The following is an 18,602-nucleotide window of genomic DNA, read 5'->3' on the forward strand; positions in this document are numbered from 1 at the left end:
TGTGCGGGGTCGGGGTGACGTCCTGGATGGAGCCCACCTCGAGACCGGTCGCCTGGAGCGAACGGATGGCGGTCTCACGGCCGGAGCCCGGACCCTTGACGAAGACGTCGACCTTGCGCATGCCGTGCTCCTGCGCGCGGCGAGCGGCCGACTCGGCGGCCATCTGCGCGGCGAACGGGGTGGACTTGCGCGAGCCCTTGAAGCCGACGTGGCCGGCGGAGGCCCAGGAGATCACGTTGCCGGTCGGGTCCGTGATGGACACGATCGTGTTGTTGAACGTGCTCTTGATGTGCGCGTGGCCGTGAGCGACGTTCTTCTTTTCCTTGCGGCGCACCTTCTTGGCAGCGCCCTGACGACCCTTGGGGGGCATCTCTTACTCCTACAGGGGGAGGTGGTCGGTCCTACAGCGAAGACCGCGTGGTCAAGCGTCCGCTGAGGACTACTTCTTGCCCGGCTTCTTCTTGCCGGCGATGGCGCGACGCGGGCCCTTGCGGGTACGAGCGTTCGTGCTGGTGCGCTGACCGTGGACCGGCAGGCCGCGGCGGTGACGCAGACCCTGGTAGCAGCCGATCTCGACCTTGCGGCGGATGTCGGCCTGGATCTCGCGACGGAGGTCACCCTCGGTCTTGAGGTTGGCGTCCACGTACTCGCGGATCTTGACCAGGTCCTCTTCGGCCAGGTCACGAACGCGGGTGTTCGGGTTCACACCGGTCGCGGCGAGGGTCGCCTTCGACTGGGTGCGGCCGATACCGAAGACGTAGGTGAGTGCGACCTCCACGCGCTTGTCACGCGGGATGTCGACACCGGAAACGCGTGCCATTGAATGGCTCCAGATGTTCGTCGGAGGTCTTCAGCAGGACCACTCCCAGCCGCCGTCCCCGTCACCGTGGTGGATTCACCGGGCGAAGGGTTGGTACGGACTGGGTCCCCGGCCTCCGAAACCGGGGGTGTCGCCCTCCATGCAGAGAGGGACGGGTCCTGCGTATGTACGTTGCTCGCGTCGCGCGAAGAACTGCGGAGTGCGGTTCGGTGTGCGTCAGCCCTGGCGCTGCTTGTGGCGCAGGTTGTCGCAGATGACCATGACCCGGCCGTGGCGGCGGATCACCTTGCACTTGTCGCAGATCTTCTTGACGCTCGGCTTGACCTTCATGGGATGTGAGGTTCTCCGGGTCAGTGCCACCACCCCGCCGAGGCGGGATGCCGACAAGATCTACTTGTAGCGGTAGACGATCCGTCCGCGCGTCAGGTCGTACGGAGAGAGCTCCACTACGACCCGGTCGTCGGGAAGGATACGGATGTAGTGCATCCGCATCTTGCCGCTGATGTGCGCGAGGACCTTGTGACCGTTCTGGAGCTCCACCTTGAACATGGCGTTCGGCAGAGACTCGATCACGGTGCCCTCAATCTCGATGGCACCTTGCTTCTTGGCCACGCTTCGCCTTTCGAATCGGCTACCTTGATCGACTCCGGGATTCGTACCCCCGCGCGAACGCGGGCATGCGGATACACGAGAGCCGACGCATCAGTCTACGTCAGGGCAACCGGAAAGACTAATCCAGGGGTGCTTGCCCATCCGCGGTGATCCTTAAGCGGCGGCTTCCCGACCGGAAGAACCGCCACGAGCCGGGCCTGGGCCCAGCGGGTCCGGCGCCTCAGCCCAGCGGGTCCGGCGCCGCCGTCACGCCCAGCTCGGCCAGCTTCGCCTTGCCCCCGTCGACGGCGGTGAGCACCAGCGGGCCGTCCTCCGTCAGGGCGACGGAGTGCTCCCAGTGCGAGGACCAGGTCAGGTCGTCGGTGAGGACCGTCCAGTCGTCCTCCAGGACGTGCGTCCGCGGCGTGCCGAGCGAGACCATCGGCTCGATCGCGATGCAGAAGCCCGGGACCAGCTTCGGGCCGCGGCCCCGCTTGCGGGAGACGTAGTTCAGCAGGTGCGGGTCCATGTGCATCTCGGAGCCGATGCCGTGCCCGCCGTAGTCCTCGATGATCCCGTACTTGCCGGTCGCCGGGCGCGGCTGGCGGCGGATGTACGTCTCGATGGCCCGGGAGACGTCCACCAGCCGGTTGCCGTTCTTCACGGCCGCGATGCCGGCCCACATCGACTCCTCGGTCACCCGGGAGAGCTCCACCAGCTCCGGGGCGTGCCCGCCGCCCACGAAGGCCGTGAAGGCCGCGTCGCCGTGCCAGCCGTCCACGATGGCGCCGGCGTCGATCGAGATGATGTCGCCGTCCTTCAGGACGGTCTCCGCGCTCGGGATGCCGTGGACGACGACCTCGTTCACCGAGGTGCAGATCGTCGCGGGGAAGCCGCCGTAACCGAGGAAGTTCGACTTGGCGCCGTGCTCGGCCAGCACCTTGCGGGCGACGTCGTCCAGGTCCTTGGTGGTCGCGCCGGGCACCGCCGCCTCGCGGGTGGCGGCGTGAATGGCGGCGACGACCAGCCCCGCCTCGCGCATCTTCGCGATCTGGTCCGGGGTCTTGATCTCTACCGCCATGGGGGCCTTCCTCGGCTCGACGACACATTTCGAAAACTGCGCAGCAAAACTGGTTCAAACAACACTACGGCCGCGACACCCCGAAGGGCATCGCGGCCGTACACCACGGGTGGGTCAGGCGGCGTCCCGCGAGGGGAGCGCCTCCATGGCCCGCTGGGTCACCTCGGCGACCTTGCCGAGCGCGGAGATCGTCACCACCAGGCCCTGGGCCTTGTAGTAGTCGATGATCGGCTCGGTCTCGCTGTGGTAGACCTCCAGCCGCTTGCGGACCGTGTCCTCACGGTCGTCGTCGCGCTGGTAGAGCTCGCCGCCGCAGATGTCGCAGACGCCCTCGGTCTTCGAGCGGTTGTAGATCACGTGGAAGACGTGGCTGCTGTCCGCGCGGCAGATCCGGCGGCCGGCGATCCGCTTCACGACCTCGTCCTCGGGGACCTCCAGGTCCAGGACGGCGTCCAGCTTCAGGCCCTTGCCCTGGAGGTAGGCGTCCAGCGCCTCGGCCTGGCCGATGTTGCGCGGGAAGCCGTCCAGCAGGAAGCCGCCGGCGGCGTCGTCCTGGTCCATCCGGTCCTCGGCCATCCCGATGGTCACCGAGTCCGGGACCAGCTGGCCGGCGCGCATGTACTCCTGGGCCTCGACACCCAGCGGGGTGCCCTGGCTGATGTTCGCCCGGAAAAGGTCGCCCGTCGAGATGTGCGGGATCGCGAGATTCTTGGCGAGGTACGCGGCCTGCGTACCCTTGCCGGCGCCGGGCGGCCCGACGAGGACGATTCGCATCAGCGGAGGAACCCTTCGTAGTTGCGCTGCTGAAGCTGGCTCTCGATCTGCTTCACCGTCTCCAGACCGACACCCACGATGATCAGGATGCTGGTTCCCCCGAATGGGAAGTTCTGGTTCGCGTTGAGTGTGACCAGCGCCACGGTGGGCACCAGGGCGATCAGGCCCAGGTAGAGAGAGCCGGGCCACGTGATGCGGTTCAGCACGTAGCTCAGGTACTCCGCGGTGGGACGTCCCGCCCGGATGCCCGGGATGAACCCACCATACTTCTTCATGTTGTCTGCAACTTCTTCGGGGTTGAAGGAGATGGCGACGTAGAAGAAGGCGAAGAAAACGATCAGCAGGAAGTAAGTGACCATGTAGATCGGGTGGTCGCCCTTGACCAGGTTGGCCTCGACCCAACGCGCCCAGCCCGAGTCCTTCGAGTCGGTGAACTGCACCAGCAGCGCCGGGATGTAGAGCAGGGACGAGGCGAAAATCACGGGGATGACGCCCGCCTGGTTCACCTTCAGCGGGATGTAGGTCGACGTCCCGCCGTAGGAACGGCGGCCGATCATGCGCTTCGCGTACTGCACGGGCACGCGCCGCTGCGCCTGCTCGACGAAGACCACCAGGCCGACCATGGCCAGGCCGCAGAGGATGACGAGGCCGAACTCCAGCCAGCCGCCCATCAGCTTGCCCTGGAGCTTGATCGCCCACAGCGCGCTCGGGAACTGCGCGGCGATCGAGGTGAACATCAGGATGGACATGCCGTTGCCGATGCCGCGGTCGGTGACGAGCTCACCGAGCCACATGATCAGCGCGGTGCCCGCGGTCATGGTGACGACCATCGTGATGGTCGTGAAGATGGAGTGGTTGGGCACGATCTCGGACGCGACCGGGCAGTTGCCGAAGAGCGCGCCGTTGCGCGCGACGGCGACCAGGCCGGTGCCCTGGAGCACGGCGAGCGCGATGGTCAGATAACGCGTGTACTGCGTGATCTTGGCCTGGCCGGACTGCCCTTCCTTCTTCAGGGCTTCCAGCCGGGGGATCACGACCGTGAGCAGCTGCAGGATGATGCTCGCCGTGATGTACGGCATGACCCCCAGCGCGAAGATCGTGATCTGCAGCAGCGCGCCACCACTGAACATGTTCACGAGGCCGAACAGGCCCTGACCACTCTTGGCCTGGTCGACGCACGTCTGGACGTTCTGGTAATTGACCCCCGGGATCGGGACCTGTGACCCGAGCCGGTAGAGCACCATGATGCCCAGCGTGAACAGCAGCTTCTTGCGCAGGTCGGGCGTCTTGAACGCCCGGGCGAACGCGGTGAGCACGGTGCCTCCTGCGCCTCTCACGCACCCACGTGAGAGGTAACGGTCTTGAGGATCGACGAATACATATCAGCCATAGCCGTACGGGCACAGTCCGCACGACCCGGGGGTGATCCCCCCCATGGGTACAGCAACAGTCCACGCCACCTTACCGGCGACCATGCCCGGCTAGGAACGACCAACCGGGGATGCCCCTGATGGGACATCCCCGGTTGTCGGATCAACGAACTCAGATGAGTTCGGTGACGGTGCCGCCGGCAGCGGCGATCTTGTCCTTGGCGGAACCGGAGACGGCGTCGACCGTCACCTGGATCGCCACGGAGATCTCGCCCTGGCCCAGGACCTTGACGAGCTCGTTCTTGCGCACCGCGCCCTTGGCGACCAGATCGGCCACCGTGACCTCGCCACCCTGCGGGTAGAGCGCGGCCAGCTTGTCCAGGTTCACGACCTGGAACTGCTTGTGGGCGGGGTTCTTGAAGCCCTTCAGCTTCGGGAGGCGCATGTGGAGGGGCATCTGCCCACCCTCGAAGCGCTCCGGAACCTGGTAACGGGCCTTGGTGCCCTTGGTACCACGACCGGCCGTCTTACCCTTCGACGCCTCACCACGACCGACACGGGTCTTGGCGGTCTTGGCGCCGGGAGCCGGACGGAGGTTGTGGACCTTCAGCGGGTTCTGCTCCGCCATGTCAGTCGACCTCCTCGACCGTGACGAGGTGGCGGACGGTCTGCACCATGCCGCGAATCTCGGGACGGTCTTCCTTGACAACCACGTCGTTGATCTTCTTCAGACCGAGCGAACGCAGGGTGTCGCGGTGGTTCTGCTTGCTGCCGATGTAGGACTTGGTCTGCGTGACCTTGAGACGAGCCATTACGCACCCGCCCCCGCACGCGCACGCAGCAGGGCGGCGGGCGCGACGTCCTCGAGCGGCAGACCACGACGGGCGGCGATCTCCTCGGGACGCTGCAGTCCCTTGAGGGCCTCCACCGTGGCGTGCACGATGTTGATCGGGTTCGACGAACCGAGCGACTTCGACAGGATGTCGTGGATGCCGGCGCACTCGAGCACCGCGCGCACCGGGCCACCGGCGATAACACCGGTACCGGGGGACGCGGGCTTGAGCAGGACGACACCGGCCGCCTTCTCGCCCGTGATCGGGTGCGGGACGGTGCCCTGGATCCGGGGGACCTTGAAGAAGTTCTTCTTGGCCTCTTCCACGCCCTTGGCGATGGCAGCCGGAACTTCCTTGGCCTTGCCGTAACCGACACCGACCGTGCCGTCACCGTCGCCCACCACGACCAGCGCGGTGAAGCTGAAGCGGCGACCACCCTTGACAACCTTGGCGACGCGGTTGATCGCGACTACGCGCTCAACGTACGCGGTCTTCTCGGCGGCAGCGCCACCGTCGCGACCCTTCCGGTCCCGCCGCTCGCCGCCACCGGCACCGCTGCCGCGGCGCTGGGGTCCAGCCATTGGAATTACCTCTCTCTGTTACGTCCGCTAGCTCCGGAACCGGGGCTTAGAACTTCAGCCCGGCTTCGCGGGCGGCGTCCGCCAGAGCGGCAATGCGCCCGGCGTACTGGTTGCCACCGCGGTCGAACACGACGGCCTCGACGCCGGCGGCCTTGGCACGCTCGGCGACCAGGGCGCCAACCTTCTTGGCCTGGGCGCTCTTGTCGCCCTCGCCACCGCGGATCGACGCGTCCAGGGTCGACGCCGACGCCAGGGTGTGACCCTTGATGTCGTCGATGACCTGGGCGGTGATGCCACGGTTGGAGCGCGTGACGACCAGGCGGGGGCGCTCGGCCGTACCGGAAATCCGCTTGCGGATGCGGATGTGGCGGCGCTTCGCGGCGGCGCGCTTGTAGGCGTCGCCCTTCGCGATCTTCACACCGTATGCCATGGCTTACTTACCCGCCTTTCCGACCTTGCGGCGGATGACTTCGCCCTCGTACTTGACACCCTTGGCCTTGTACGGGTCGGGCTTCCGCAGCTTGCGGATGTTCGCGGCGACCTCGCCGACCTTCTGCTTGTCGATGCCCTCGACCGTCAGCTTGGTCGGGGACTCGACCTTGAAGGTGATGCCCTCGGGCGCCTCGACCAGGATCGGGTGGCTGTAGCCCAGGGCGAACTCCAGGTTGGAGCCCTTCGCCTGGACGCGGTAACCGACACCGCTGATCTCGAGCTTCTTGCTGTAGCCCTGGGTCACGCCGGTGATCATGTTCGCCACCAGCGTGCGCGACAGACCGTGCAGGGCCTTGTTCTGACGCTCGTCGTTCGGGCGGATGACGTTGAGCACGCCGTCCTCGCCCTTAGCGATAACGATGGGCGCCGACAGGGTGAGGTTCAGGGTGCCCTTGGGACCCTTCACCTGCACGGCGCGGCCATCGATGGTGACGTCCACACCAGCGGGAACCTGGATGGGCAGCTTGCCAATACGCGACATTAGCTATTCCTCCGTTCCCGGGTTACCAGACGTAGGCGAGGACTTCCCCACCCACGCCCTTCTTGCTGGCCTGCTGGCCGGTCAGGAGACCGTGGGACGTGGAGATGATCGCCACGCCCAGGCCGCCGAGGACCTTCGGCAGGTTGGTGGACTTTGCGTAGACCCGCAGGCCCGGCTTCGAGATCCGCTTGATGCCCGCGATGGAGCGCTCACGGTTCGGGCCGAACTTCAGCTCGAGGATCAGGGACTTGCCGACCTCGGCGTCCTCGACCTTCCAGCCGGTGATGTAGCCCTCCTGCTGCAGGATCTCGGCGATGTGCGCCTTGATCTTGCTGTGGGGCATGGCCACGGAGTCGTGGTAAGCCGAGTTCGCGTTCCGCAGACGGGTCAGCATGTCTGCGATCGGATCGGTCATGGTCATGTTTGGCCTTCGGCCTCTCTCGCCGGGGTTTCCTATCTGCGCCATCCCTCTCCCCGAACATCGTCGGAGCGGGTGCGGCGCGGGGACCTACGGCGTAGTAAGCGACGTTATGCGGCCCGCAGGGGATGCGGGGCGCGTGCGGTCATGGGCGGCGGGCGCCCAACCCCTCAACTCTACGGGAGAGGGGGAGCGGGTGCCCGCCGTCCATAGGCTTACCGAGAGCCCTGGATACCCAAGTGGGTAATTACCAGGAGCTCTTGGTCACGCCCGGCAGCTCGCCACGGTGAGCCATCTCACGAAGGCACACGCGGCAGAGGCCGAACTTGCGGTAAACGGAGTGCGGCCGGCCGCAGCGGTTGCAGCGGGTGTACGCGCGGACCGAGAACTTCGGCTTGCGCGCGGCCTTCGCGATCAGAGACTTCTTCGCCATCTCGGTCACGCCTCCTTGAAGGGGAAGCCGAGGTGACGAAGGAGGGCGCGGCCCTCGTCGTCGTTGGTCGCCGTGGTGACCACGGTGATGTCCATACCCCGGACGCGGTCGATCTTGTCCTGGTCGATCTCGTGGAACATGACCTGCTCCGTGAGACCGAAGGTGTAGTTGCCCCGGCCGTCGAACTGCTTCGGGGACAGACCACGGAAGTCGCGGATGCGCGGGAGCGCGAGCGACAGGGTGCGGTCCAGGAACTCCCACATGCGGTCGCCCCGGAGGGTGACGTGGGCGCCGATCGGCTGGCCCTCACGCAGCTTGAACTGCGCGATGGACTTGCGGGCCTTGGTCACGGCCGGCTTCTGGCCGGTGATCGTGGTGAGGTCGCGGATGGCGCCCTCGATCAGCTTGGAGTCGCGGGCGGCGTCGCCCACACCCATGTTGACCACGATCTTGGTGAGGCCGGGAACCTGCATGACGTTCTCGTACGAGAACTCCTCACGCAGCTTGCCGATGATCTCTTCGCGGTAGCGCTGCTTGAGGCGCGGTGCGTTGGTGGTGGCAGTCATCAGATGTCCTCACCGGTCCGCTTGGCAACGCGGATCTTGTTGCCGTCCTCGTCGAAGCGGTAGCCGACGCGGGTGACGACCTTGTTGCCGTCCTTCTCCACGACGAGCTGAACGTTGCTCACGTGGATCGGGGCCTCGGTCGTGACGATGCCACCGGTCTTGGAACCGCGGGCGGTCTGGCCGGCCTTGGTGTGCTTCTTGACCCGGTTGACACCCTCGACCAGGACGCGGTCCTCGGCGGGCATGGCCTGGATGACCTTGCCCGTCTTGCCCTTGTCCTTACCGGTGATGACCTGTACCAGGTCGCCCTTCTTGATCTTCATGCTTACAGCACCTCCGGCGCGAGCGAGACGATCTTCATGAACTTCTTCTCGCGCAGCTCTCGGCCCACGGGGCCGAAGATACGGGTGCCGCGGGGGTCGCCATCGTTCTTGAGGATGACGGCCGCGTTCTCGTCGAAGCGGATGTACGAGCCGTCCTGACGACGACGCTCCTTGACGGTGCGAACGATGACCGCCTTGACGACGTCACCCTTCTTCACGTTGCCACCGGGGATCGCGTCCTTGACGGTGGCGACGATGACGTCACCGATGCCCGCGTAGCGGCGACCCGAGCCACCGAGAACACGGATGCAAAGGATCTCCTTGGCACCAGTGTTGTCGGCGACGCGAAGTCGCGACTCCTGCTGGATCACGTCTATCTCCTGATCGTCTGCCGGTTCCCGGCGGGGGCCTCACGGATGAGGCCCCACGCCGAGCCTGGCGGAACTTACCTGGGGGCTAATGCCCTCAGGTGATTACTTGGCCTTCTCGAGGATCTCGACGACGCGCCAGCGCTTCGTCGCGGACAGCGGCCGGGTCTCCATGAGGAGGACGCGGTCGCCGACACCCGCGGCGTTCTGCTCGTCGTGCGCCTTGAGCTTGTTGGTACGGCGGATGACCTTGCCGTACAGCGCGTGCTTGACGCGGTCCTCGACAGCGACGACGACGGTCTTGTCCATCTTGTCGCTGACGACGAGGCCCTCACGGGTCTTGCGGAAACCGCGCTCGTTCGTCTCAGTCATGTTCTTCTCGCTCATCAGGCGCTCTCCACCGTCTCGATGCCGAGCTCGCGCTCCCGCATCAGGGTGTAGATCCGGGCGATGTCCTTACGGACGGACTTGAGCCGACCGTGGTTCTCAAGCTGCCCGGTCGCCGCCTGGAAGCGGAGGTTGAACAGCTCTTCCTTGGCCTCACGGAGCTTCGCGACGAGGTCCTCGTCGTTCAGCTCACGCAGCTCGGTCGCCTTGATACCAGCGGCCATCACGACTCACCTGCCTCGCGCCGAACAATGCGGCACTTCATCGGAAGCTTGTGAGCGGCGCGGGTCAGCGCCTCACGAGCGACCTTTTCGTTCGGGAAAGACAGCTCGAACATCACCCGACCGGGCTTGACGTTCGCGATCCACCACTCCGGAGAACCCTTACCGGAACCCATGCGGGTCTCGGCCGGCTTCTTCGTCAGCGGACGGTCCGGGTAGATGTTGATCCACACCTTGCCGCCACGCTTGATGTGACGGGTCATGGCGATACGAGCGGACTCGATCTGCCGGTTCGTCACGTAGGCCGGGGTCAGGGCCTGGATGCCGTACTCACCGAACGCCAGCTCGGTGCCACCCTTGGCCATGCCGTTCCGCTTGGGGTGGTGCTGCTTGCGGTGCTTGACCCTGCGAGGGATCAGCATGTCGGTCAGGCCTCCGTTCCGGTGGACTCAGCCGGAGCAGCGGTGGCCTCGGCCTTGGGGGCCTCGGCAGCCTGCTGCGGCTTGCGGCCGCGGCCGCCACGCTCGCCGCCACGGCCACGGGCCGGGCGGTCGCCGGCGCCACGGGACGGGCGGTTGCCCGCACGGGCGGCGGCGTTCTCGGCGCGGACCTCGGCGATGTTCTTGACGTCGCCCTTGTAGATCCAGACCTTCACGCCGATGCGGCCGAAGGTGGTCTTGGCCTCGAAGAAGCCGTAGTCGACGTTGGCGCGGAGCGTGTGCAGGGGCACACGGCCCTCGCGGTAGAACTCCGAGCGCGACATCTCGGCGCCGCCGAGACGGCCACCACACTGGATCTTGATGCCCTTGGCGCCGGCCTTCATCGTCGACTGCATGCTCTTGCGCATGGCGCGACGGAAGGAGACGCGGGAGGACAGCTGCTCGGCGACGGCCTGCGCGACCAGCTGAGCGTCGACCTCGGGGTTCTTGACCTCGAGGATGTTCAGCTGGACCTGCTTGCCGGTGAGCTTCTCCAGCTCGCCGCGGATGCGGTCGGCCTCGGCGCCGCGGCGGCCGATGACGATGCCCGGACGAGCGGTGTGGATGTCGACGCGGACGCGGTCGCGGGTGCGCTCGATCTCGACCTTGGAGATGCCGGCGCGCTCCATGCCCTTCGTCATCATGCGACGAATGGCAACGTCTTCCTTGACGTAGTCCTTGTACAGCTTGTCGGCGTACCAGCGGGACTTGAAGTCCGTGGTCACACCGAGCCGGAACCCGTGCGGGTTAACCTTCTGGCCCATTACCGGGTTCCTTCCTTGCTGCTGACGACCACGGTGATGTGGCTGGTCCGCTTGCGGATCCGGTAGGCGCGGCCCTGGGCACGCGGACGGAACCGCTTCAGGGTCGGGCCCTCGTCCACGAACGCCTCGCTGATGTACAGCGACGAAGCGTCCGTGTGGTCGTAGTTGTGCGCGGCGTTGGCAATGGCGCTGTCCAGCACCTTGCCCACCGGCACGCTCGCGGCCTGCGGGGCGAAACGCAGGACCGCCTGAGCCTCCGTGGCGTCCATGCCACGGATGAGGTCCACCACGCGGCGGGCCTTCATGGGCGTGACGCGGATGTACCGCGCCTGGGCCCTGGCTTCCATGGTTGTCCCTTCGGTGTCAGTCATAGTCGTTCACACCCCGCCTAGCGGCGCTTCGACTTGCGGTCGTCCTTGACGTGGCCGCGGAAGGTGCGGGTCGGCGAGAACTCGCCGAGCTTGTGGCCGACCATCGACTCGGTGACGAACACCGGGACGTGCGTCTTGCCGTTGTGCACCGCGAGCGTGTGGCCGAGCATGGCCGGCACGATCATGGAGCGACGGGACCAGGTCTTGATGACGTTCTTGGTACCGGCTTCGTTCTGAGCGTCCACCTTCTTGATGAGGTGTCCGTCGACGAAGGGTCCCTTCTTGAGACTACGCGGCATCTAAACCCGCTCCTAGCGCTTCTTGTTCGTCTTGCGGCGGCGGACGATGTACTTGTTGCTCGCCTTCTTGGGAGAACGAGTACGACCCTCCTTCTGACCCCACGGGGAGACCGGGTGGCGACCACCGGAGGTCTTGCCCTCACCACCACCGTGCGGGTGGTCGACCGGGTTCATCGCGACACCGCGGACGGTCGGGCGGACGCCCTTCCAGCGCATGCGGCCGGCCTTGCCCCAGTTGATGTTCGACTGCTCGGCGTTGCCGACCTCGCCGACGGTGGCGCGGCAGCGGACGTCGACCAGGCGGATCTCACCGGACGGCATACGAAGGTGGGCCATCGTGCCCTCCTTCGCCAGCAGCTGCACGGAGGAACCGGCGGAGCGGGCGATCTTCGCACCGCCACCGGGACGCAGCTCGATGGCGTGGATGGTCGTACCGACCGGGATGTTGCGCAGCGGCAGGTTGTTGCCCGGCTTGATGTCGGCCCCGGGGCCGTTCTCAATACGGTCGCCCTGGCCGAGGCCGCGCGGCGCGATGATGTAGCGCTTCTCGCCGTCCACGTAGTGGAGCAGCGCGATGCGCGCGGTGCGGTTCGGGTCGTACTCGATGTGAGCGACCTTGGCCGGCACGCCGTCCTTGTCGTGACGACGGAAGTCGATCACACGGTAGGCGCGCTTGTGGCCACCGCCCTGGTGGCGGACGGTCACACGACCGGCGTTGTTACGGCCGCCCTTGCTGTGCAGCGGGCGGACCAGCGACTTCTCCGGCGTGGACCGCGTGATCTCGACAAAGTCGGCGACGCTGGAGCCACGACGGCCCGGAGTCGTCGGCTTGTACTTGCGGATACCCATTTTTCAGTCCTCGTCCGATATCGGACGACTCGGAACTCCGTTAGGAGACCGGGCCGCCGAAGATGTCGATACGGTCGCCCTCGGCGAGGGTCACGATGGCGCGCTTGGTGTTGGCGCGCTTGCCGAAACCGGTCTTGGTGCGCTTGCGCTTACCCTGACGGTTGATCGTGTTGACCCCGGTGACCTTGACCGAGAAGACCGTCTCGACGGCCTGCTTGATCTGGGTCTTGTTGGCGCGCGGGTCGACGATGAACGTGTACTTGTTCTCGTCCAGCAGCGCGTAGCTCTTCTCGGAGACGACCGGCTTGACCAGCAGGTCGCGCGGGTCCGAGAACGTCTTGCTGGTGACGTCGCTCATCAGGCGGCGCTCCCTTCGGTCTCGACGGCCTTGGGGCCAGACACGAAGGACTCGAAGGCGGCCTGAGTGAAGACCACGTCGTCGGAGACGAGCACGTCGTACGTGTTCAGCTGGCCCGGCTCCAGGATGTGAACCTGGGGCAGGTTGCGGGCGGACAGCCACGCGGCCTCGTCCGAGCGCTCGGCGACCAGGAGCACGTTCTTGCGCTCGGAGATCTTGCCGAGGAGGACCTTGGCGGCCTTGGTGGACACCGCGCCCTGGACCACGCCGGAGACGACGTGGATGCGGGAGTGGCGCGCCCGGTCCGAGAGGGCACCGCGGAGCGCGGCGGCCTTCATCTTCTTCGGGGTCCGCTGCGAGTAGTCACGCGGCACGGGACCGTGCACGACGCCACCACCGGCGAACTGCGGCGCGCGGGTCGAACCCTGACGGGCGCGACCGGTGCCCTTCTGGCGGTACGGCTTCTTGCCACCGCCGCGGACCTCGCCACGGGTCTTGGTCTTGTGCGTGCCCTGACGGGCAGCGGCCAGCTGCGCGACGACGACCTGGTGGATCAGCGGAACGCTGACCTTCGCGTCGAAGATCTCCGCGGGGAGCTCGACGGTCCCGGCCTTGTCGCCTGCCGGCGAAAGGATGTCAATGGTGCTCATCGGTTACCTCAGGCCCCCTTGGCCGCGGTACGGACCAGGACGAGGCCGCCGTTCGGACCAGGAACCGCGCCCTTGATGAGGAGCAGGCCCTTCTCCGCGTCAACGGCGTGGACGGTCAGGTTCTGGGTGGTGACCCGCTCGTTGCCCATGCGGCCCGCCATGCGGAGGCCCTTGAACACACGGCCCGGGGTGGCGCAGCCACCGATCGAACCGGGGGAGCGGTGCTTGCGCTGGGTGCCGTGCCCGGCGCCGAGGCCACGGAAGTTGTGGCGCTTCATGACACCGGCGAAGCCCTTGCCCTTGCTCTTGCCCGTGACGTCAACCTTGACGCCGGCCTCGAACACGTCCGCGGCGATCTCCTGGCCGAGCGTGTACTCGGCGGCGTCGGAGGTGCGGATCTCCACCAGGTGGCGGCGGGGGGTCACGTCGGCCTTGGCGAAGTGGCCCTTGAGGGGCTTGTTCACCTTGCGCGGGTCGATCTCGCCGAAGGCGATCTGGACCGACTCGTAGCCGTCGGCGTCGTTGGTGCGGACCTGCGTAACGACGCAGGGGCCGGCCTTGACAACGGTGACCGGGACGACACGGTTGTTCTCGTCCCAGACCTGCGTCATGCCGAGCTTCTCGCCCAGGACGCCCTTGATCTGCTTAGCCATCTCGCGCGTCACCTCAGAGCTTGATCTCGATGTCGACGCCCGCCGGCAGGTCGAGGCGCATGAGCGAGTCAACCGTCTTCGGCGTGGGGTCGAGGATGTCGATGAGGCGCTTGTGCGTGCGCATCTCGAAGTGCTCGCGCGAGTCCTTGTACTTGTGCGGCGACTTGATGACGCAGTACACGTTCTTCTCAGTGGGCAGCGGCACCGGGCCCGCGACCGACGCACCAGTGCGGGTCACCGTCTCGACGATCTTCTTCGCCGAGGAGTCGATGACCTCGTGGTCGTAGGCCTTGAGCCGGATGCGGATCTTCTGTCCCGCCATGGCTACTTCGTAGTCCTGTCTCTCGTAACGCTCTGGGACTCGGCCAGGCTGTGCGCTCCCTGCGGGAACCCCGCCGGAAGGACACCGTCCACTCCCCGCTCACCTCCGACCCACGCGGTCGGGCGTGTCGCCCCCCTTCCAGCAGATCTCCCAAAGAGGAGATCCCTGCTCAAGGGGTTCGTGGGGGAAGGACACCCACCGAGTGCCTGGCTGGCACCCCGCTGACACTTCCCGGAAGATTCCCGTACTTCCGCCCCTCACAAGGGGCGACGAGTACTGCGGGACTCGCTTCCAGTCCTCCCGGCGGGAGGCGCGCAGCATCGGCACTCAACCGAGCAACCTGAACAGTGTGCCATACGGGACGGAAGCCGCGCCAATCGCAGCCGATGAACGTACCCCGACCGGCGCAGATGTCAAACCGCCCTGCCGTGTTTCTGCGGACATTCGGGGCAGAACACCCATTGTTCCCCATGGCGTGGTGGCGCGATGGTGTCGTGCACGCCACAGTGGCCGAAAACCGCCGAGATCCGCCGCCTCTCGCGAAGGGGAAATCAGGCTTTGTAGCAAGTTGGGCAACCCGCCGGGCCTCTTCCCCGTCCCTTTTCACGCTGGGGGGCGCTGGACAATGAAGCGGAGTCAGGTAGTTGAACATCTCACAGCGCAGAACCGTTCCGTTCCAGAACGCTCGTCCGGTCGGGCGTCGGTCTGTGCTCGCCGGGATCGCGGCCGTCACGGCCGCCGTGGCGTCGGGATGCAGCGACAGCGGTTCCGAGAAGTCCGCCCCCTCCGCCTCCCCCGTCCGCGCCGTGGACCCCCGTACCACCCAGTCCTTCGGTGACGCCCGCGGCCCGCTGCTGCTCCAGGTGCTGGCCCACCCGGACGACGACCTGTTCTTCATGAACCCGGACGCGCTGCACATGGTCCGCGCCGGCGTCCCCGTGGTCTCCGTCTACGTGACGGCGGGCGAGGCCATAGGGCAGAACTGGGTGGAGGGCATGCCGCGCAAGAAGCGCGAGCACCACGACAAGGCGGCCTACTCCTCCGCCCGCCACCAGGGGCTCCGCCAGGCGTACGCGCGGATGCTGGGCCGGCACCCGTTCACCCGCTGGCAGAAGTCCGTGCTGACGCTGCCGGGCGGGGTCAAGGCCGAGACCAACGAGCTCGTCGCCGGGGACCGCCGGGCCCGCCTCATCTTCCTCAACATCGCCATGCTCTCCGACCGCAACGTCCGCATGCCGCAGCTCTGGGACGAGCCCGGCGCGGTGGCGAAGTCGCTGGTGGCCAAGGGCTCCCCCTGTACCGAGGTGAGCACCTACCGGCACAGCACACTGGTGGACGCCCTCGCAACGATCATGGATCGTTTCCGGCCGACCGTGGTCCACACCATGGACCCGGACCCGGACTACCAGGTGCACGACGCCACCCACCCCAAGGACAACGACTACGGCGCGTGCTCGGACCACCGCGACCACACCCCGACCGCCCTCTTCACCTGGAAGGCGCTCTCCCAGTGGTCGGCGGACACGACACGCCGCGCCAAGCACCCGCCACGCTTCGTCACCACGTCCTACCGCGGCTACTACAACCAGCGCTGGCCGCACAATCTGCCCCACGAGATCGTCGCCCGGAAGCACGAGCTGGTGGAGGCGTACGGCGGCGCCCCCGACTGGCACTGCGGCAACGACGGCGGCTGCGGCGACTACGGCCAGGGCGGCGACCGCCCCCTGAAGAACCGCAAGGGCTGGATCCGCTCCACCCACTACCGCCACCCGGGCGCCACGCCCGCCCTCGACAGCGACCGCTCCGGCCGCCTGGAGGCGTACGGGGTCCTCGGCCTGCACGCCGTGCGCTGGCGCGAGACCTCGGCGGGCAGCGGCCGCTGGGGCGCCCCCGAGAACCTCGGCGGCGGCCCCCTGGCCCCCGCCCTGGCCACGGTCAAGGACGCCGAGGGCCGCCGCCTGGTCTTCGCGCTGCGGTTCTCCGCCCTGGAGGGCGAGGGCCGGGCGAACACCCGCGAGATCGTCGTCCTGGGGCAGCGCACCCCCGACGGCCCCTTCACCGGCTGGGCGGGCCTCGGCAACCCCGAGCACGACCCCGACCGGGGGCGCCGGGTGGGCATCCCGGCGGCGGTCACCGACACCGACGGCCGGGTCCACCTGTTCGTCCGCAACGCGGGCAAGGGCGTCTCGACCCGGGTGCGCGAACGGAACGGCAAGTGGGGCAAGTGGCGCAACCTCGGCGGCCAGGACGTCCAGGAGGGCCTGACCGTCGCGCTGGACGGCGAACGCCGGATCCACGTCCTCGGCGTCGGCCGCGACACGGTCCACCACTGGAGCCAGGACGGCCCCGGCAAGCCGATGCGCTTCCTGCCCCTGGACGACCTGCCCAAGCCCGCCGGCGACCCGGTGGCCGCCCACCCGGGGAACGACGGCAAGCTGGTGATCGTCTACCGGCAGCCGGCCCAGGCCCGCCCGCAGGCGTACCGCCTCACGGGCGACTCGGGCACGGAGGAGCTCAAGGACTCCGCGGTCCGCGACCTCCCCGGCTACGGCCCGCTCGCCGCCCGCGCCCTGCCGCTGCGCGGCCACCGCGACGCCCTGATGGTCCTCGGCAAGGACATGGAGGGCCGCGCCCAGGTGATCGACGCCGCCTCCGACGACGCCCACCCGACCGTCGCCGACCGCCAACCGATCCCCGTGGCCACCCCGGCCCTCCACACGGACGGCGCCCACCGCCTGTGCGTGGTGGGCCTGTCCCCGGACGCGAGCCCGTGGATCTGGCGCCCGGAGATCGGCTAACCCGCCCGCGCGCCCTTCCAGCCCGTCCGGTGTTTGAGGACGCGCACCGCAGCTGCGCTCGGGGGTGCGGGGGCGCGGCCCCCGCAAGAAACGGTGAAAGGGCGGGGCCGGGGCCGAGCAAAACCGCGCGCAGCGCGGTGGAGGGGCGCAGGGCGCAGCCCACCCGCCTTGCTATCGTGCTGCCCCCGCCGTACCGGAGGCCGCCTCCCCGGGGAAAAGGGGCACCCGATGCTCGTCGACCGCGAGGCCGAACTCGCCACCCTCTCCGCCGCCCTGGCGGAAAGCGCCCGAGGCATCGGCGGCTTCGCGGTCATCCACGGCGCCACCGCCCTGGGCAAGACGGAACTGCTGCACGCCCTCCGCACCCGAGCCACCGAACACGGCTTCACGGTCCGCACGGCACTGGGCAGCCCCACCGAACAGCCCTTCCCCTACGCCCTGGTGGACCAGCTGTTCCCCGAACTGGGCCTGCTGACCGCGGAGTTGCCCCCGGTCGCCGCCCCCGTTCCCCCACACCTCCTCCGCCGCGTCTACCAAGCGGCCCTCGATCTCACCGCCCAACTCCCCCTGCTGCTCTGCGTGGACGACCTCCACCACGCGGACCACGCCTCGCAGCAATGCCTGCTCTACCTCATCCGAAGGCTCCGCACGGCCCGCGCCGCCCTGGTCGTCACCGAGGCACCGCACGGCGCGCCGGCCCACCGCACCCTCCTGAGCGAACTCCAGTACCAACCTCGAACGCGCCATCTGGCCCTCACCCCGCTCAGCCCCCAGGGGATCACCCGGCTCCTCACCCACCGCCTCGGCGAGCCGGCCGCCATCCGCCTCACCCCGCACGTCCACCGCCTGACCGGCGGAAACCCCCTCCTCCTCCGCGCCCTCCTGGACGACGCGGCAGCCGCGACCGGCCCGGCCGGACAGGTCCCCACCCCCGGCGCCGCCTACCGTGCCGCGGCCCTGGCCTGCGCCCACCGCAGCGGCACGGACGCCCTGGCCGCGGCCCGCGCGACGGCGATCCTCGGCACCGATGGCACCGATGGCCCCGATGCCGCCGACGGCCCCCACGGCACCACCGACACTCCGGAACCCCCGGACACCACCCTCCTCGCGGCCACCGCCGCCCTCACCCCCCAAGCCGTCCGCCCCGCCCTGGACGCCCTCACCGCGTCGGCCCTCTACGACGACCGCCGCCGCCCCCGCCACCCCGCCGTCGACGAGGCCCTGCTCGCCGACCTCTCCTCCGCCGCCCACACCGCCCTGCGCGCCCGCGCGGCCCGCGCGCTGCACGCCCAGGGCGCCTCGGCCGCGGCGGTCGCCGCG

Annotated in this window: 30 protein-coding genes; 2 read left to right on the plus strand and 28 right to left on the minus strand. The window is 68.0% G+C overall.

Annotation, left to right across the window (positions count from 1 at the left end):
- From rpsK to rpsJ, 28 genes are all read right to left on the minus strand, one after another.
- On the minus strand, positions 1-370 hold a 370-nt coding region (rpsK, locus tag JNW98_RS21035; RefSeq protein ID WP_223769826.1), incomplete at its 3' end, for a 30S ribosomal protein S11.
- Positions 371-439: 69 nt separating this feature from the next.
- Positions 440-820: a 30S ribosomal protein S13 gene (gene rpsM, locus JNW98_RS21040; RefSeq protein ID WP_004946638.1), complete on the minus strand. Its 381-nt coding sequence runs from the start codon at positions 818-820 to the stop codon at positions 440-442.
- A gap of 216 nt (positions 821-1,036) precedes the next feature.
- Complete coding sequence (rpmJ, locus tag JNW98_RS21045; protein ID WP_003956441.1) at positions 1,037-1,150, minus strand: 50S ribosomal protein L36; 114 nt, start codon at positions 1,148-1,150, stop codon at positions 1,037-1,039.
- 60 nt (positions 1,151-1,210) lie between these two features.
- Positions 1,211-1,432 carry a translation initiation factor IF-1 gene (infA, locus tag JNW98_RS21050; protein WP_003956442.1) on the minus strand — a complete coding sequence of 74 codons (222 nt, stop codon included), beginning with the start codon at positions 1,430-1,432 and terminating at the stop codon, positions 1,211-1,213.
- A 220-nt stretch (positions 1,433-1,652) separates the two neighbouring features.
- A complete protein-coding gene (gene map / locus JNW98_RS21055) occupies positions 1,653-2,492 on the minus strand; it encodes a type I methionyl aminopeptidase (protein WP_223769827.1) in 840 nt (279 codons plus the stop codon).
- 114 nt (positions 2,493-2,606) lie between these two features.
- Complete coding sequence (locus JNW98_RS21060) at positions 2,607-3,266, minus strand: adenylate kinase (RefSeq protein ID WP_223769828.1); 660 nt, start codon at positions 3,264-3,266, stop codon at positions 2,607-2,609.
- Positions 3,266-4,582: a preprotein translocase subunit SecY gene (gene secY / locus JNW98_RS21065; RefSeq protein ID WP_223769829.1), complete on the minus strand. Its 1,317-nt coding sequence runs from the start codon at positions 4,580-4,582 to the stop codon at positions 3,266-3,268. Before secY ends, JNW98_RS21060 begins: the two co-directional genes overlap by 1 nt.
- A gap of 226 nt (positions 4,583-4,808) precedes the next feature.
- A complete protein-coding gene (rplO, locus tag JNW98_RS21070) occupies positions 4,809-5,264 on the minus strand; it encodes a 50S ribosomal protein L15 (protein ID WP_171169732.1) in 456 nt (151 codons plus the stop codon).
- A gap of 1 nt (position 5,265) precedes the next feature.
- On the minus strand, positions 5,266-5,448 hold the full coding sequence (gene rpmD / locus JNW98_RS21075) for a 50S ribosomal protein L30 (protein WP_171169730.1): 183 nt from the start codon (positions 5,446-5,448) through the stop codon (positions 5,266-5,268).
- Entirely contained in the window at positions 5,448-6,050 is a 603-nt protein-coding gene (rpsE, locus tag JNW98_RS21080) for a 30S ribosomal protein S5 (protein ID WP_190066381.1), read from the minus strand. The genes rpmD and rpsE overlap by 1 nt, the downstream gene beginning before the upstream one ends.
- Positions 6,051-6,096: 46 nt before the next feature.
- On the minus strand, positions 6,097-6,480 hold the full coding sequence (gene rplR, locus JNW98_RS21085; RefSeq protein ID WP_004946663.1) for a 50S ribosomal protein L18: 384 nt from the start codon (positions 6,478-6,480) through the stop codon (positions 6,097-6,099).
- A gap of 3 nt (positions 6,481-6,483) precedes the next feature.
- Entirely contained in the window at positions 6,484-7,023 is a 540-nt protein-coding gene (gene rplF, locus JNW98_RS21090) for a 50S ribosomal protein L6 (RefSeq protein WP_223769830.1), read from the minus strand.
- A 22-nt stretch (positions 7,024-7,045) separates the two neighbouring features.
- On the minus strand, positions 7,046-7,444 hold the full coding sequence (rpsH, locus tag JNW98_RS21095) for a 30S ribosomal protein S8 (RefSeq protein WP_171169726.1): 399 nt from the start codon (positions 7,442-7,444) through the stop codon (positions 7,046-7,048).
- A gap of 244 nt (positions 7,445-7,688) precedes the next feature.
- The gene (locus JNW98_RS21100; RefSeq protein ID WP_004946670.1) at positions 7,689-7,874 is read right to left on the minus strand and encodes a type Z 30S ribosomal protein S14; all 186 of its coding nucleotides are present in this window, start codon (positions 7,872-7,874) and stop codon (positions 7,689-7,691) included.
- 5 nt (positions 7,875-7,879) lie between these two features.
- Positions 7,880-8,440: a 50S ribosomal protein L5 gene (gene rplE, locus JNW98_RS21105; RefSeq protein WP_171169724.1), complete on the minus strand. Its 561-nt coding sequence runs from the start codon at positions 8,438-8,440 to the stop codon at positions 7,880-7,882.
- Positions 8,440-8,763, minus strand: coding sequence for a 50S ribosomal protein L24 (rplX, locus tag JNW98_RS21110; RefSeq protein WP_223769831.1), 324 nt, complete (start codon positions 8,761-8,763; stop codon positions 8,440-8,442). Before rplX ends, rplE begins: the two co-directional genes overlap by 1 nt.
- Before the next feature lie 2 nt (positions 8,764-8,765).
- Complete coding sequence (gene rplN, locus JNW98_RS21115) at positions 8,766-9,134, minus strand: 50S ribosomal protein L14 (RefSeq protein WP_171169722.1); 369 nt, start codon at positions 9,132-9,134, stop codon at positions 8,766-8,768.
- A 102-nt stretch (positions 9,135-9,236) separates the two neighbouring features.
- Entirely contained in the window at positions 9,237-9,518 is a 282-nt protein-coding gene (gene rpsQ, locus JNW98_RS21120; protein ID WP_004950457.1) for a 30S ribosomal protein S17, read from the minus strand.
- Positions 9,518-9,742 (minus strand): 50S ribosomal protein L29, encoded by a 225-nt coding sequence (gene rpmC / locus JNW98_RS21125; RefSeq protein ID WP_030368408.1) that lies wholly within the window; start codon positions 9,740-9,742, stop codon positions 9,518-9,520. The genes rpsQ and rpmC overlap by 1 nt, the downstream gene beginning before the upstream one ends.
- A complete protein-coding gene (gene rplP / locus JNW98_RS21130; RefSeq protein ID WP_106677952.1) occupies positions 9,742-10,161 on the minus strand; it encodes a 50S ribosomal protein L16 in 420 nt (139 codons plus the stop codon). The genes rpmC and rplP overlap by 1 nt, the downstream gene beginning before the upstream one ends.
- Before the next feature lie 5 nt (positions 10,162-10,166).
- Positions 10,167-10,982 carry a 30S ribosomal protein S3 gene (rpsC, locus tag JNW98_RS21135; RefSeq protein ID WP_223769832.1) on the minus strand — a complete coding sequence of 272 codons (816 nt, stop codon included), beginning with the start codon at positions 10,980-10,982 and terminating at the stop codon, positions 10,167-10,169.
- The gene (gene rplV / locus JNW98_RS21140; RefSeq protein ID WP_031012097.1) at positions 10,982-11,329 is read right to left on the minus strand and encodes a 50S ribosomal protein L22; all 348 of its coding nucleotides are present in this window, start codon (positions 11,327-11,329) and stop codon (positions 10,982-10,984) included. The genes rpsC and rplV overlap by 1 nt, the downstream gene beginning before the upstream one ends.
- Positions 11,330-11,370: 41 nt before the next feature.
- The gene (gene rpsS, locus JNW98_RS21145; protein ID WP_004950443.1) at positions 11,371-11,652 is read right to left on the minus strand and encodes a 30S ribosomal protein S19; all 282 of its coding nucleotides are present in this window, start codon (positions 11,650-11,652) and stop codon (positions 11,371-11,373) included.
- 12 nt (positions 11,653-11,664) lie between these two features.
- Positions 11,665-12,501, minus strand: coding sequence for a 50S ribosomal protein L2 (gene rplB, locus JNW98_RS21150; RefSeq protein WP_004950440.1), 837 nt, complete (start codon positions 12,499-12,501; stop codon positions 11,665-11,667).
- A 40-nt stretch (positions 12,502-12,541) separates the two neighbouring features.
- The gene (gene rplW, locus JNW98_RS21155) at positions 12,542-12,859 is read right to left on the minus strand and encodes a 50S ribosomal protein L23 (RefSeq protein WP_223769833.1); all 318 of its coding nucleotides are present in this window, start codon (positions 12,857-12,859) and stop codon (positions 12,542-12,544) included.
- Positions 12,859-13,509 (minus strand): 50S ribosomal protein L4, encoded by a 651-nt coding sequence (gene rplD / locus JNW98_RS21160; RefSeq protein WP_223769834.1) that lies wholly within the window; start codon positions 13,507-13,509, stop codon positions 12,859-12,861. The genes rplW and rplD overlap by 1 nt, the downstream gene beginning before the upstream one ends.
- Positions 13,510-13,517: 8 nt before the next feature.
- The gene (rplC, locus tag JNW98_RS21165) at positions 13,518-14,162 is read right to left on the minus strand and encodes a 50S ribosomal protein L3 (RefSeq protein WP_223769835.1); all 645 of its coding nucleotides are present in this window, start codon (positions 14,160-14,162) and stop codon (positions 13,518-13,520) included.
- Between the two features lie 13 nt (positions 14,163-14,175).
- Positions 14,176-14,484 carry a 30S ribosomal protein S10 gene (gene rpsJ, locus JNW98_RS21170; RefSeq protein WP_003948644.1) on the minus strand — a complete coding sequence of 103 codons (309 nt, stop codon included), beginning with the start codon at positions 14,482-14,484 and terminating at the stop codon, positions 14,176-14,178.
- Positions 14,485-15,191: 707 nt separating this feature from the next.
- Between rpsJ and JNW98_RS21175 the strand changes: the two genes are divergently transcribed.
- Positions 15,192-17,282 carry a PIG-L family deacetylase gene (locus JNW98_RS21175; protein ID WP_223769836.1) on the plus strand — a complete coding sequence of 697 codons (2,091 nt, stop codon included), beginning with the start codon at positions 15,192-15,194 and terminating at the stop codon, positions 17,280-17,282.
- Between the two features lie 228 nt (positions 17,283-17,510).
- Positions 17,511-18,602: ATP-binding protein (locus JNW98_RS21180; RefSeq protein WP_223769837.1), on the plus strand; the 1,092-nt coding region annotated here is incomplete at its 3' end.

The organism is Streptomyces huiliensis (genome assembly GCF_020037025.1).
Classification (GTDB): domain Bacteria; phylum Actinomycetota; class Actinomycetes; order Streptomycetales; family Streptomycetaceae; genus Streptomyces; species Streptomyces huiliensis.